The organism is Acinetobacter sp. YH12086 (assembly GCF_013419345.1).
GTDB classification, from domain to species: Bacteria; Pseudomonadota; Gammaproteobacteria; order Pseudomonadales; family Moraxellaceae; genus Acinetobacter; species Acinetobacter amyesii.
Genome location: NZ_VPAF01000009.1, coordinates 60,821 through 75,424 on the forward strand (window position 1 = coordinate 60,821; position 14,604 = coordinate 75,424).

10 protein-coding genes are annotated in these 14,604 nt (G+C 39.5%); 2 read left to right on the forward strand and 8 right to left on the reverse strand.

The window, feature by feature from the left end:
* The first annotated feature begins 14 nt into the window (after nucleotides 1-14).
* Entirely contained in the window at nucleotides 15-686 is a 672-nt protein-coding gene (locus FTU29_RS11235; RefSeq protein WP_180121881.1) for a hypothetical protein, read from the forward strand.
* On the opposite strand, the gene FTU29_RS11240 is transcribed toward FTU29_RS11235, so the two are convergent.
* From FTU29_RS11240 to FTU29_RS11270, 7 genes are all read right to left on the reverse strand, one after another.
* Complete coding sequence (locus FTU29_RS11240) at nucleotides 683-1,675, reverse strand: glycosyltransferase (protein WP_180121883.1); 993 nt, start codon at nucleotides 1,673-1,675, stop codon at nucleotides 683-685. The two genes, FTU29_RS11235 and FTU29_RS11240, sit on opposite strands and share 4 nt — an antisense overlap.
* A 2-nt stretch (nucleotides 1,676-1,677) precedes the next feature.
* Entirely contained in the window at nucleotides 1,678-2,487 is an 810-nt protein-coding gene (locus FTU29_RS11245) for a polysaccharide deacetylase family protein (protein WP_180121885.1), read from the reverse strand.
* 138 nt (nucleotides 2,488-2,625) lie between these two features.
* Nucleotides 2,626-4,095: a phosphoethanolamine transferase gene (locus FTU29_RS11250; RefSeq protein WP_180121887.1), complete on the reverse strand. Its 1,470-nt coding sequence runs from the start codon at nucleotides 4,093-4,095 to the stop codon at nucleotides 2,626-2,628.
* Between the two features lie 88 nt (nucleotides 4,096-4,183).
* Nucleotides 4,184-5,077 (reverse strand): mitochondrial fission ELM1 family protein, encoded by an 894-nt coding sequence (locus FTU29_RS11255; RefSeq protein ID WP_180121889.1) that lies wholly within the window; start codon nucleotides 5,075-5,077, stop codon nucleotides 4,184-4,186.
* 83 nt (nucleotides 5,078-5,160) lie between these two features.
* On the reverse strand, nucleotides 5,161-6,087 hold the full coding sequence (locus tag FTU29_RS11260) for a branched-chain amino acid transaminase (protein WP_078191262.1): 927 nt from the start codon (nucleotides 6,085-6,087) through the stop codon (nucleotides 5,161-5,163).
* An 18-nt stretch (nucleotides 6,088-6,105) separates the two neighbouring features.
* Nucleotides 6,106-8,865 carry a bifunctional [glutamate--ammonia ligase]-adenylyl-L-tyrosine phosphorylase/[glutamate--ammonia-ligase] adenylyltransferase gene (gene glnE / locus FTU29_RS11265; protein ID WP_180121891.1) on the reverse strand — a complete coding sequence of 920 codons (2,760 nt, stop codon included), beginning with the start codon at nucleotides 8,863-8,865 and terminating at the stop codon, nucleotides 6,106-6,108.
* Nucleotides 8,866-8,982: 117 nt separating this feature from the next.
* Nucleotides 8,983-10,260: a sensor histidine kinase KdpD gene (locus FTU29_RS11270; RefSeq protein WP_180121893.1), complete on the reverse strand. Its 1,278-nt coding sequence runs from the start codon at nucleotides 10,258-10,260 to the stop codon at nucleotides 8,983-8,985.
* A gap of 1,121 nt (nucleotides 10,261-11,381) precedes the next feature.
* On the opposite strand from FTU29_RS11270, the gene FTU29_RS11275 reads away from it, so the two are divergent.
* A complete protein-coding gene (locus FTU29_RS11275) occupies nucleotides 11,382-13,616 on the forward strand; it encodes an NADP-dependent isocitrate dehydrogenase (protein WP_180121895.1) in 2,235 nt (744 codons plus the stop codon).
* 83 nt (nucleotides 13,617-13,699) lie between these two features.
* Here the strand turns inward: FTU29_RS11275 and FTU29_RS11280 are convergent, their stop codons facing one another.
* Nucleotides 13,700-14,311 (reverse strand): hypothetical protein, encoded by a 612-nt coding sequence (locus FTU29_RS11280; RefSeq protein WP_180121896.1) that lies wholly within the window; start codon nucleotides 14,309-14,311, stop codon nucleotides 13,700-13,702.
* Nucleotides 14,312-14,604 lie beyond the last annotated feature (293 nt).

The window sequence follows — 14,604 nt, forward strand, 5'->3', positions numbered from 1 at the left end:
TGATGTGAGTCCACATGCAAACAAATTTCGGCCTATCTTCAGAAACTTATCATGTTCATCCAGAAAGCTTAATCACTTTATCGCAGCGTGATTTTTCTTTTCAAGGTGATCATTTAGGTTGTGATGCGGTTGTTCTTTTAGCGTGTGAAGCAAACCAGCATCAAGACTGTATCATCTATTTAAAGTCAGAGACCTCATTGGAGCAAGATCGTATACGTACACGTTTTGCGTTTCAAACCGAAGGTTTTATATTTAACTTTTTTGGTTCTTTTATTAAAAAAATTCGCTCTCGTCGCCAAAATTTTGGTTCTCATAGCTATCGTATTTTACTCAGTGACATTACAGAAAATGCGTTAGAGCGGAATATCAAAACACCTGAAACAGCATACAACTGGACGAGCCGTCGTTGGAAGCTGGATGAAGATAAACGTCAGGAACGCTACAGTAAACTGGAAAACTCTTTTAAAGATTCTGGTTATGACTTTAACTTTCCAATGCACATTATGTTATGCCGTTCTATGGGCGTAAAAGATAAGCTGAATCAAGGACATCATCGTATTATGTTCTGTAAAATTTACGGCATTACAGAAGTAAGCACCAAATTTATTAGTTCAGCCTACATGCCACCAGTATTTCAGCCTTTCTTTAAAAAGTTCATCGAAGTCACTAACTATAAACAAGTTTAAGCAGCCTGACTCGCAATCGCCTGCCTATATACTTGTTCTGTATTCAATAGCATATGCTCGATGGTTAAATGCTGTTGTGCCAAGTTAAATGCATCTTGAAAAACAGACTCAGGATGCTCCAAGGCGCAATAGCGTTTGATCAGTTGTTGTAAAGCATCGACATCATTCGTTTCACATAACCATGTTTCGGAAATAAACTCAGGCATCATCCCAACACAGGTTCCAAAAACAGGTCGGTTTAATAATAAAGCTTCACCCAAAGTGTAAGGACCACCTTCCCGTAAGGACGAGACGATAAGTGCTTCATGCTCACTGATCTGCTGTTGTATCTCTTCACAAAATCCGATGAGCTGAACTCGATCGGATAAATTTAAACCTTGAATAAGCTGCTCTAATAACGGACGCTGTTCCCCTTCGCCTGCAATCGTCAACTGATGAGGAATATCTTGCCAAGCTTGAAGTAAAACGTCGAAACCTTTCACCTCATTTAAGCGACCAACTGCAATGAACTTACGATTCTTTTGAAATTCTTGAGGAACGATCTTCAGTTCAACGCCGTTATATACCACTGAAGTTTTGGATGGATTTTCCAATTGATGTTTTAACTGTTCACTCACTACAACAATATGATCAAATGATTGATTCATCTGATTCTTTTTCTTTTGACCATGAACCGTTACGACACTGGGGAAAGTAAATGATTTAACCATTCCATGCACAAATTGGGCTGTTTTTGCTGCATGTACATGTAATACATCTGGCTGAGTTTCAATAATTTTCTTTTTTAACTGATACTTTGTCCAAGGATTATGCCGACTTCCGCTCAAATCCATTTTTACAACATTCACTTTTGCATCGAGTAAATGAGCAAAACGCTCATGCGCAATCAAGCTGACCTGATTGTTTTGGCTTAACCCATTCGCCAATTCAATCACATGCTTTTCTAGACCACCATCTTCAGCACTGGCCATGACTAATGTAATACGCATGCTCAACCCTCTCGCTTACCTAATTTGAGTCTTAACTTCACTGCAAACATCGAGTCTTTACCACTAATTTTAATACGACGTAATTGCATAAAATCAGGACTGAAGTCATCAATGCCTTCTATGGTGGTCACAGCATTGGTATAGCCAGCTTGTTTTGCGAGTACGACATCACGTTCCGAATATATTCCAAATGGATAAGCAAAACTATGTACTGGTTTTCCTGTCATTTCTTCTAATTGCTGCTTCGATTGAGTTAACTCAGAAAGACACGCTTCATCACTCAATTTATCTAAATTTGCATGCGTCATGGTATGTGAGCCAATTTCGACTAAACCACTGGCTGCCAACTGTTTGACTTGCTCATCATTCAACTTAGGCTCACGTGCTAACTCACCACTGTTATGATGGGCTTTCTTATAGGTTGACCAATCCCGGTCATGTCGATCTACCACCACGTAAATCGTGGCTTTCGCTTGATATTTTTCTAAAATCGGAAAGGCATGTTCTAAATTATCTAGATATCCATCATCAAAGGTAATCGCAACGGTTTTTTCTGGGTGTTTTCCCCAGTCGTCTTGTAGTTCTTGCATGGTCACAAAATGAAAACCTTCGGACTTCATCCACGCCACTTGCTTTTCAAACGCTTCTGGCGTTACTCGCAGCTTATTAAATTTTGCACCATCAATATGCTGACGAACCATGTGATACATCAATACACGCGGTTTCTTCCAATCGACTGCAGGTTTCCACCAAGCATATTTATAGCTGAATGCAATCACCAATAACAGAAGAATAAGAACAATATAAATCACAGGGATAAGCCTTTAAGCACACTCAGGCTATGTTGCCACACGCTCTGAAGCTTTAAAAGTACACGCCTATAATTTCCTTGATTGTAAAAGATTTCGTTAGCAGTATTTAACCCCATATAAATAAGCTTGAGTCGATTACTACAGACCTTTTAAAGACTGATATGGCACATAATCATCCCAATCAAAAACGGTGACATTTTGATTATCTTCGATATTCGCCAACGATTTTTTAGGATCTAATAATGGTGTTTTCACCCCCAATAAATCTGCATAAATATGCATATAATCATAGGCACTCACAGTCTTGTTATAGTAGTTTTTGGCCTGCGCATCGCTACGTAATACAAAAAATGGAACCTGATAATTATCTTTAAATTCATTATCTACATGATATGAATCTTCATCCACGGTCATACCATGATCAGAAAAATAGGTCACACTGAAACTACGCTGATCAGCCTTCAAAGAGGTATATATCTGTTCTATAAAGTGATCCAACTTATTGATCGAAGATAAATAACAATTAATCGTTTCAGGTTTATTCGCATACATACGTGGTGCCTTAAACAGACGTTCACACGCATCCGGATGTGAACCCATCATATGAATAAAAATCACATTTTTTTGATTAGCATATTTTTTTAACTGGGCCTGTAATATTTCGACCATTTTGTCGTCATCAATATTACTCGACATATAGTTACCACTTTTCAGGAAGAACTGATGATCGGCATGAATGGCAATTTTAGAAATCGCCGTATCATTTTTCCCCATAAATCCCTGATTTGAAATCCAAATGGTGTTATAGCCCGCTTGTTTTGCTAGCGTCACAACATTTTTTGCAATCTGCGGTTCACGATTTTGATCAACCAGAGTCAGCGTTCGAGTCAGACTAGTTACTGTATTCGGTGCAGTTGCGATGTAATGATCTACAACATCCAGTGGCATCTCATTTAAAAAAGGTGTGGTATCGTCTTTCGAACCGTAGAGTGATAAATGATCTCGCTGAACACTCTCACCAATGATAATCACTTGATTATCATAGCTAGCATTCACTTGCTGAATTTCCCAATCGATATCTTGCACATTGTCCTCAAGGAGTTTGGCCTCTTCTTGTTTATATTTAACCGTCGCTATTGCAGTTTGAATACCAAACACACTAACGCCGTTAGCAATAAAGATAAGAGCCAAAATCAGCTTGCGATAATTTCTCTGACGGGTTGGATTAAAAAATAAAATATAAAAACAAAGGCTTAAGAAAATAACAAAGGCAAAAACAATATATTTAGGGTCAACTACAGATAAAAATTCAAAGGCTTCATTGGTATTACTCTGAAACATCGATGCCACGATTCCCAAAGACATATGCCCTTGTAAGAACCCTGTCCCACTTGCAATATACAGGCTAATGACAAAAAATAGCGCAAGGAAAATGTACTTAAAAATAGAACTATGTAGTTGTTTTACTGCAATAAAAAAAAACGTACTCGAAAGAACCAAAACAAAGAATAAAGGTGCATCTTTGATTTCAGATAAATAGTCCCAAAAACCTAAGCCAACGCAAAACCCAATTGAAAGCAAAAATGGAAACAAATAGGTTTTTAGCATTGACCCGACAACCCTGTAATATTATTCAAACATTTCCAAGATAAGCTGAAATGTTGGTAGAAATTTTTCGTCGGGTATTATCTATACTTTAGGGACCGAGTACAATCTTTTTGGCGATACGGTCAGTTTCTTTAAATTCGCTAGCGAGATTCAAGTCAGTTAAAGTCGTCTGTAATGACACCAAACCTTGTCTTAAAATTTCATCTACAGACTTGGTAATCCGATCTTCCTTCAACCGATCCACTTCAATTACCCCGACTTTACAACCCGCGGTGAGTGCCTCGTAAATCATTGAAACACTATCTTCAGTTACCCAAACCGCTTCAGCTTTTTGCATTTCTTCGAAAATCCAACCTTGCGGAGTGACTTCAACTGGGAAAATCTGTACTTTTTCAATATTCTTTAACTGTTTTAATTCTGCTAAAAACGCTTTTGGTGTGCGCCGTGAAGTGGTCAAAAGGATTTGTGAATTTGGATTTTGCTCGACTATTTGTTCAATTCGTTGGAGTACTTTAGCCGCATTCCACTGATGGCGTTTCGAAGAGCCACCCAAAGCGATCAGGATTCGACCATGCTGATGTCGCTCCTCATTCACAATAGGATTTAACGCACCCTGTGTGGTTAGTACTTTATTAGATGCCTGAATACCATCGTGCTGTGGAATCACCGCATAATCAAACCATGCAAACGGCAAGCTTGGCTTCATTAAAATAATGGTTTTGGCTTTGTTATACACTTTGCCCAACAGCCATACTCGAAAATGTGTATGGCTGCCGACGCCAAAAATATAAGTTGGCTCGTGTTCTACGGCATGAAGCTGATGGCTAAATAGCGCAGAAATAAGTGTCACTATAGGCAAATCATCAATTGAAATTTCTTGAAATGTGACTGCTTCCTGAGATTGGCGCTGCATGGCCTTAAATAAACCTAGAGCCTGTGAGCGATGTCCTGCTTTACCATCACTGACATAAACAATATGCATAGTCACGTTCCCAAAAATTCAATATCTTCAAGCCAATAAAAAAGGCGAAACTTAGTTTCGCCTTTTCATCTTAACCGATCAGCTTATTTTACGTAAGTTAACCAGTGCGCATATTTAGGGTCTTTACCCTGAACCGCATTAAAGAATGCAGTTTGGATTTGCTCAGTGATTGGACCACGACAACCTTCACCAATTTGACGGTCATCATATTCACGGATTGGCGTCACTTCAGCAGCAGTACCTGTGAAGAATGCTTCATCAGCGATATAGAATTCGTCACGTGTAATACGACGTTCAACCACTTCAAAACCAAGGTCTTTCGCAATCGTAATAATGGTTTGACGGGTAATACCATCAAGTGCACCACCCGCGATGTCAGGAGTATGAATCACGCCATCACGAACTAAGAATACGTTTTCGCCTGAACCTTGACATACATAACCTTGTGGGTCGAGTAACATTGCTTCGTCATAGCCAGCATGTGCCACTTCTTGGTGTGCAAGAATGGACAAAGTATAGTTACCAGATGCTTTTGCTTTACACATGGTCACGTTTGGATGATGGTGCGTAAATGAAGACGTTTTAACACGGATACCCTTCGCCATCGCTTCATCACCAAGGTAAGCACCCCAGCTCCATGCAGCAACAACGGCATGAATTGTATTGTCAGTTGCTGCAATACCTAATTTTTCTGAACCAATAAAAATAATTGGACGTAGGTAGCAAGAAGCCAATTTGTTTTCACGAACCACATCAATTTGAGCTTGTTCTAATGCTGCATGATCAAATGGGACTTTCATTTGATAAATTTTTGCAGAATTTAATAAACGCTTAGTGTGTTCTTTTAAACGGAAAATAGCCGTTCCATTCGGAGTTTCATAAGCACGGACGCCTTCAAACACACCCATGCTGTAATGCAATGTATGTGTTAATACGTGAGTTTTCGCCTCACGCCAGTCAACCAATTGTCCATCTTGCCAAATAAAACCATCACGATCAGCCAAGTTCATGGCACACACTCCAAATTTTTATACACAGTCATTTTTATCCAATGCAAACGTTGCAGTTGGATCAATTAATCTTTGCCATAGCTTGCAAACGACCACTCGGGTATCGTGCCAATCGTCAGCTGAAACTTGCATGGATTGATTCGCAAGTGCTAAACGGTGGCTCTCGGCTCGTTCACGGAGATAAGCTTGAATCAATGCTGTCGCATCGGCGCTGGATAAGCAATCCGTTCTTGCGGCATCCTCAAGGATTCGTACGTTGTCAGAGTAATGGGCGAGATCGGGATTCGACCCACTCCATGCTAATACTGCATACTGTGCCATAAATTCGATGTCAACGATACCACCTGCATCTTGTTTTAAATGAAAAATTCCATCTTTTTGCTGCTCTTTAGAAGAACCTAGATGGTCTTTCATTTTTTGTCGCATTTTTAGCACTTCTGCACGAACATTGTTCTCATCTCGTGGCTGAGTCAAAATATTGCAGCGCAAGTTTTCAATTTCAATCCGTAAACTGTGCTCACCTGCAATCGTTCTGGCACGTACCAAAGCTTGATGCTCCCAGACCCAAGCATTTTTATGTTGATATTGCTCAAAAGCTTTTAAGCTGGTCACCAATAATCCCGCCTCTCCCGAAGGTCGTAAACGTGTATCCACCTCATACACTCGACCATCTAGGGTTTGCGTGGTCATTAAGGACATAAATTTTTGTGCCACCCGCATGGCAAATTCAAAGCCACTAATTGGTTTCTGTCCATCGGTATCGGCTTGTTCGTCCATATAGTGAATAAACACCAAATCCAAGTCCGAACCATAACCCAGCTCAATGCCACCCACCTTGCCATAGCCAATTACCGCGAAAGCCGTGTGATCAATCGAACAACGCTGCCCTTCTGCATCAATTGGATAGCCATGTTTTTTGGCAACAATTTGATATGCCAAATGCAAGGTTGCATTCACCGACACTTCAGCAATATCGGTCAATGCATCCGATACTTTCATCAATGGGCTTTCGGCCAAAACATCACTAGCAGCTACTGCTAAGACATTGGATTTTTTAAATAATCGAAGAACACGCATCTGATCTTCAACTTGATCAATTTCAATTCGAAGCAGTTGTTGACGTAGAGAGTCTTCTAAATCTTTACGCTTTGGCAGCTCAAAATCCATCGATAAAAACTCATCCAACAGCACGGGATAATGCGTCAATTCTTCGCAGATCCACGGACTCACTGTTGCCATTTTCACTAATCGTTGTAATGCCCCTTTGCTCTCAATCAGCATCACCAAATAGACCGTACGGCGCAGCACCGACTCCACCAAAGGCATGAGACGTAGTAAGGCCACCTGAGGTTTATCTGACTGTAATATCGCTTCAATGAGATGTGGCCAAAAGGTTTTTAAGCGCTGTACCGCCTTGGCAGGTAATTTTTTCAGTGCATGTCCATACCAAAATTCGTGAATTAAGTTTTTGGCATCATCATCTAGAACATCGTTCAACTGTGCTTCTAAATGACTAAAACTTTCTAGTAATGGATCGGGTTCTTTTTCTTTAATAAGATGCTCAAATTGGTAAATGACTTTGGCGCGTTTCTGATTGAGCACATTCAAAAAGTCATCCCAAGATACAAAACCTAAAGTATCTAAGATACGTTGGCGGGGTTCAGGCTCATGTGGCAACGATTGGGTTTGCTGATCATTGAGTGCTTGAATCGCATGTTCAATACGACGTAAAAATAAATATGCATCCTCTAAATCAGCAACCGCGGTTTTTTCTAATAATCCAACTTCACCTAAATGATGCAGACTCACTAAACATTGACGGTCTTGCAGCTCGAGTTTTGAACCGCCATAGATGAGCTGAAAGACTTGAACAATAAACTCTACTTCACGAATTCCGCCTGCACCGAGTTTAATGTCATCTTCGATATTACGACGCAGCACTTCACGCTCGATCATGGCTTTCATTTCACGCATGGCTTCGAAAGCGGTGTAATCGACATATTTGCGGAAGACGAAAGGTCGGGTCATTTCCAATAACTCGGCGCCTTCTTTACCGCCCGTGACGATACGTGCCTTAATCCAGGCATAGCGTTCCCATTCGCGTCCATGCTGGCTTAAATATTTTTCTAATGCCGCATGACTGATTGCCAAGGCAGAACCATCACCCCATGGGCGAAGGCGCATATCTACACGGAAGACAAAACCATCTGCGGTAATATGGTCAAGCAGGTAAATTAATTTTTGTCCCCACAAAATACAGAACTGCTGTACATCGATACATTTTCGACCATTGGTTTCGCCCTGTTCATCAAAGGCAAAAATAAGATCAATATCACTTGAAAGATTAAGTTCCTGTGCACCAAGTTTTCCCATGGCAACCACAATTAGGTCTTGAACTTTCCCCTTATAGCCTAGCGGTTCGCCATATTTCGCAATCAACGGATTCAGCGCAAAATCTTTTGCCGCACAGATGGACGCATCGGCAAAGTCTGAAAGCTCTCGCGTTAAGGTGACGACATCGGTGAGTTGATTGGCATCTTGCCAAATCCAACGAAACATGAGACGTGCGCGCAGCACACGAATTGCACGCATCCAACTATTTTCATCTTGGATATCGGCAAGGCTGCTTGCGACAAAATGTTGAATTTGTGCTGTACTGAGCGAGGTTTGAAACTGATCAATTGCATAGTCTTGTTCTAAACTGGCCTGATGGATTCCGAGCACCTGTTCAGCATATTGACTGGCACGTAATGTTTTCTGCAATTGCTCCGCATTCATTTCACAAACCCTAGCGTGATTTTTTTCTAGTTATAACAGTTGATAACGCTTAGGGAAAAGTATTTTTAGGCTTTTATACCAATAGATGCGTATTAAAGTTCACTTAAGGTCCCATCTTTATAAGGTCGCATCTTTCTGTGCACTGCTACTCTCGGTATTTAGGGTTTGATGCAGGCTCGTCGCCTGTGGCAACCAGACTTTAAATTGTGTGCCTTCACCTTCTTTCGAGTTCACCACAATTTCACCCTGATTTAAGTCCACAAAACGTTTACAAAGGACTAAACCCAACCCCGTACCACGTTCTCCTGCCGTACCTTTAATACTAACCGTCAGTTTTTGCTGAAATAAATCATCTATCTGAGCTTGGGTCATCCCCAATCCAGTATCTTGAATAGTGAATACAACCCGTTCTCCATCTCGATCGGCTGAAATCGTCACCACACCTCTACCATCGGTATGGGTAAATTTCAATGCGTTTGACACCAAGTTTTGTATCACGGATGTGATCATATTGATATCTGCATTGACTTTAATGCCTTCAGGCACGGCATTGATCAGTCGAATATTTTTCTTCACAGCCAAGCTATTTAAGACATCACTTACGATTTTTGCAGACTGATGTAAATCAAAATTAATCGGATGATAAACAAAGCGACCACCTTCTGCCATGGCCCAGTTCAACAGGCTTTCTAAGAGGTTATACGTCGATTGTGTGGTGTCATATAAATAGTCTGCAATATTTTGCACACTCGAATCATCTAAGGTATGACGCTCCTGTGCCAAAACTTCAGAAAATCCAAGTAGACCATGAAAAGGTGCTCTTAAATCATGCGCAATAATTTGGAAAAATTTAGTATTACTAAAATTCAGTGCCGACTGCTGTTCATAGGCTTCTTTTAATTCGGCATTTTCAACACGAAGTTGAATAATATTGACTAGACTTTGTACAAATTCTTCAACGATCTTTAATTGTTTGGCTTCAAATGCAGTGACTTGATCATCGAATAAAATCACTTTACCGATAGATTCTTGATCATATTTTAAATCGAAAGCGACTAAACGCTGATGCCCTAATCCAAGTTCTTGCATATAGTCGGAATAAGCTTGGTAATTTTCAGCGTCTCGGTCTATACGAGAATGTTCAGCAAAAAACTGATCTAGACGATCATCATCAGCTTCGGCCATAAAGGCCTTAAATATGTGCTCTGACGCATACCATATATAAGGTTCATTTTTAAATGCGAGGACAGCATTATCGACTTGCACAATACCACGCGCGAACTTTAAAAATTCTGCAATGCGGTTGTCGTCGGTATAAACCCCCATCAATAAAGACAAACGACAGGCAGTTAATAATTCGGTTTGTGTACCAATATCCAGTAAACGTAAAGCCATCCCGTTGCTCTCCTCAGGGTTTATCTTAAAGATAAAAACCAACTGTTATGTTCAAGATTAATAGCAAAAATAGCCCAAACACTCAATAACAAAACCCAACAAAAAGACAAACATCATTTACGAATGCGCTATTTAATCGAACTTTCATCCAATTAGAAAATAAAAATATCTATAAAGAACATCATATTAAATGCAATACAAAAATTAAAACAATAAAATTAGAAACTTAAATTAATTTAAATTTTATTGACTGTTTATTTTAAATCGTACTTTTCGCGTTTTATTCAAACTAAAAACATGACCAAAAGAAATATTCATTTACATAAGACCTAAAAAACTGGGTTTAATTTTCTTTAAATACATCACAAAAAATAGTGAGTTTTATGACTATTCTAGGACCAGATAACTCATCAGGATGCTCGTTTCAGTCAGCTACACTAAATGAATCTATTATTAATCTTTTCTATTAGACTAATTTATTAGTTTTTATCAGTTGTGTGTGTCATTTGAGCATTAAACCATACTTGCTCGCTTTTACTTTATTAAACTGAGCTAAAGATTCGTTTCATGCTTCTAATGCACATGAACTCATTCACCCAAATGACTAAAGCTGAATAAGTGCCATGCTTTATTCATCAGATATATAAGTTATCGCATAAACATTCCGCGAGCGTTCAAAGTCAAACGGAGCATCAAACTCACGTCGTTCTTTAATAAAGTCCCCAATCCTGACTAATTTTCGAACTTCCGCACCAAATCTACACCTAAAAGTTAAGGCATTCGGTTTGACCTATCAAACGCTTTGCTTTACAACTAAAACTTGAACGAGCCATAAAGAAGAGATCAGCCCCAAAAAAATGATATAAATTTAATTGTTCAATAGCTTTAAGCTATGAATAACAAGCTTTCAATATTTCCTTTTCGGTTTTGCGCTAAAATTGGGCGTCAAACTGCACTTCTTTTGTATCATTTTTCTACGAAATGACCACATCACAGGATCTTGCGTTGACTGAAAAGCAATGAACCCCGATACTTTCATAGTTTTATTTAAGCAAATCGGTTCATAGAGGCGAGCCACAAGCTCGAACCTCAAAGACACAATCTAAAGCAAGGGGCTATATATGGCTGGTGGAAAGTCAACTATCATCTACACACTGACCGACGAGGCGCCATTATTGGCGACTTACTCTCTGCTGCCGATCATTGAAACCTTTACTAAACCTGCTGGCGTTGAAATCGTTAAACGCGATATCTCAGTTGCAGCACGTGTACTCGCTGAATTTTCAGACTATCTAAGCGAAGAACAAAAGGTGCCAAATAACTTGGCAGAGCTTGGACAATTAACCCAAGATCCAAGCACAAACATTATCAAACTTCCGAACATCAGTGCTTCAGTTGGCCAATTAACTGCTTGCATTAAAGAATTACAGTCTAAAGGTTTTGCAATTCCGAACTACCCAGAAAACCCAGCGACTGAGGAAGAAAAAGAAATCAAGGCACGTTATAGCAAATGCCTAGGTTCTGCTGTAAATCCTGTACTTCGTGAAGGTAACTCTGACCGTCGTGCGCCTACTGCAGTAAAAAATTACGCGAAGAAACATCCGCACTCTATGAGCGAATGGAAACAGTGGTCACAAACTCACGTTTCTCACATGGATGAAGGTGACTTCTACCACGGCGAAAAGTCTATGACTTTAGACCGCGCTCGCAATGTAAAAATGGAATTGATCACGAAGTCTGGTGAAACTATTGTTCTTAAGCCTAAAGTTGCGCTTCAAGACGGCGAAATCATCGACTCAATGTTCATGAGCAAAAAAGCACTTTGCGACTTCTATGAAAAAGAATTAGATGATTGTAAAGAAGCAGGCATTTTGTTCTCTCTACACGTAAAAGCGACCATGATGAAGGTGTCTCACCCAATCGTTTTCGGTCACTGTGTGAAGATTTACTACAAAGATGCATTCGAAAAACACGGCAAATTGTTTGATGAGTTAGGTATTAACATCAACAACGGTATGTCTGGTCTTTACGAAAAAATTGAAACTCTTCCGACTTCTCTTCGTGAAGAAATCATTGCTGACTTACATGCTTGCCAAGAACACCGTCCTGCACTTGCAATGGTTGATTCTGCAAAAGGTATCACTAACTTCCACTCACCTAATGACGTAATTGTAGATGCATCTATGCCTGCAATGATCCGTGGTGGCGGTAAAATGTGGGGTGCTGACGGCAAACAGTACGACTGTAAAGCTGTAATGCCTGAATCTACTTTCGCGCGTATCTACCAAGAAATGATCAATTTCTGTAAATGGAATGGTAACTTTGACCCACGCACTATGGGTACTGTACCTAACGTTGGTTTGATGGCGCAAAAAGCTGAAGAATACGGTTCACACGACAAGACTTTCGAAATTCCTGAAGCAGGTATTGCAAACATCACTGACCTTGAAACAGGTGAAGTGTTGATGTCTCAAAACGTGGAAGAAGGCGACATCTGGCGTATGTGTCAGGTGAAAGACGCTCCGATCCGCGACTGGGTGAAACTTGCAGTAACTCGTGCACGTAACTCTGGCATGCCTGCGATCTTCTGGCTTGACCCATACCGTCCACACGAAAACGAACTCATCAAGAAAGTTCAAACTTACTTGAAAGACCACGACACTACTGGTTTAGACATTCAAATCATGTCTCAAGTACGTGCGATGCGTTACACACTTGAACGTGTTGCTCGCGGCCTAGATACAATTTCTGTAACTGGTAACATTTTACGTGACTACCTCACTGACTTGTTCCCAATCATGGAGCTTGGTACTTCTGCGAAAATGCTTTCTATCGTGCCTTTAATGGCAGGTGGCGGCATGTACGAAACTGGTGCCGGTGGTTCTGCGCCTAAACACGTACAACAGCTTGTTGAAGAAAACCACTTACGTTGGGATTCTTTAGGTGAGTTCTTGGCGCTTGCGGTTTCTCTAGAAGAAATGGGCATTAAAGAAGACAACGCGAAAGCTAAACTTCTTGCAAATACACTTGATGCTGCGACTGGTAAATTGCTTGACAATGACAAGTCTCCATCACGTCGTACTGGCGAACTTGACAACCGTGGCAGCCACTTCTACCTTGCTAAATACTGGGCTGAAGAACTTGCTGCGCAAGACGAAGATGCAGAGCTTAAAGCGAAATTCGCCCCTCTTGCTCAAGCACTTGCTGAAAACGAAGAAAAAATCGTTGCAGAACTTGCTGAAGTTCAAGGTAAAGCCGCGGACATCGGTGGTTACTACGCTGTAGATACAGCAAAAGTAAATGCTGTAATGCGTCCAAGCGCAACTTTAAATGCTGCTCTTGAGGCTGCTCAATAAGTTGATGCAAAACTAACGCGAGTTAGTGATGTAAAAAACCAGCGCGAAAGCGCTGGTTTTTTTATCCCTGAATAAACCTTTTTTTAGGAACTGAGATTAATTTTCTCTAATTCCAAGAAATTCTTAGATGCTTCAGGTTTTAGGAAATGCCATAAAACAAACATTGAAATGATAAAAAATGTCATAAAAAAACAAATTAAAAGGTAATTCAATTCACTAGGTAACGTTGAGATACTCTCACTATAAACAAAACTAATATAAGTAATAACAATATATGGAGCACAACCAATAGCATTAATGAAAAAATATAAAATCGTCCCGCAATACCCATACCATTTTATCTTATTCTTTGTATATTTTTTCTTCAGCTCATATTTACGACTTACTTCATCTTTTTCCAAATACTCCTGCCCCCTTTTATATAATCTAACGGCCCTATCTTTATCACAGCAAGACAAAATGTATTTAAGCAAATCTATATCTTTATTTTTATTTTTATTTTTATTTTTATTTTTATTTTTATTTTTATTTTTAACATTTAAATAATTTGCTAACTTTGCGACTTTCAAATGATATTTCAACTCATTAGAAAACTCAGTTAAAGTATCTTCCTTGAGAAGATTTTCTTGTTCATCAATATATTCATTCTTTTTTCGCCGCTTGTAATCACTATAATCTCTTAACCCTGAAATCACGCCAGATTTAGCAAGAAATTAAATACTAGAGACCATCACCACAAGAAAAATAAGTACACAAATAAATTCCAACCCATAAATACTTTCCAATAATTATAATGCAAATTGATTCAAGTTTAGTTCTGCATTTAAATTTGCTGACATATACACCCCTATTTTTTATTAAAAATTTATTTCTCAAATCATTTATAAGTTATCCAAAAGCTTTAGAGCATAATTACCAAATATCTTATTTTTAATTTCCTTCAGGCAATAAAAAACCCCAAGTCTTAATAAGCTTGGGGTTTTTTAGA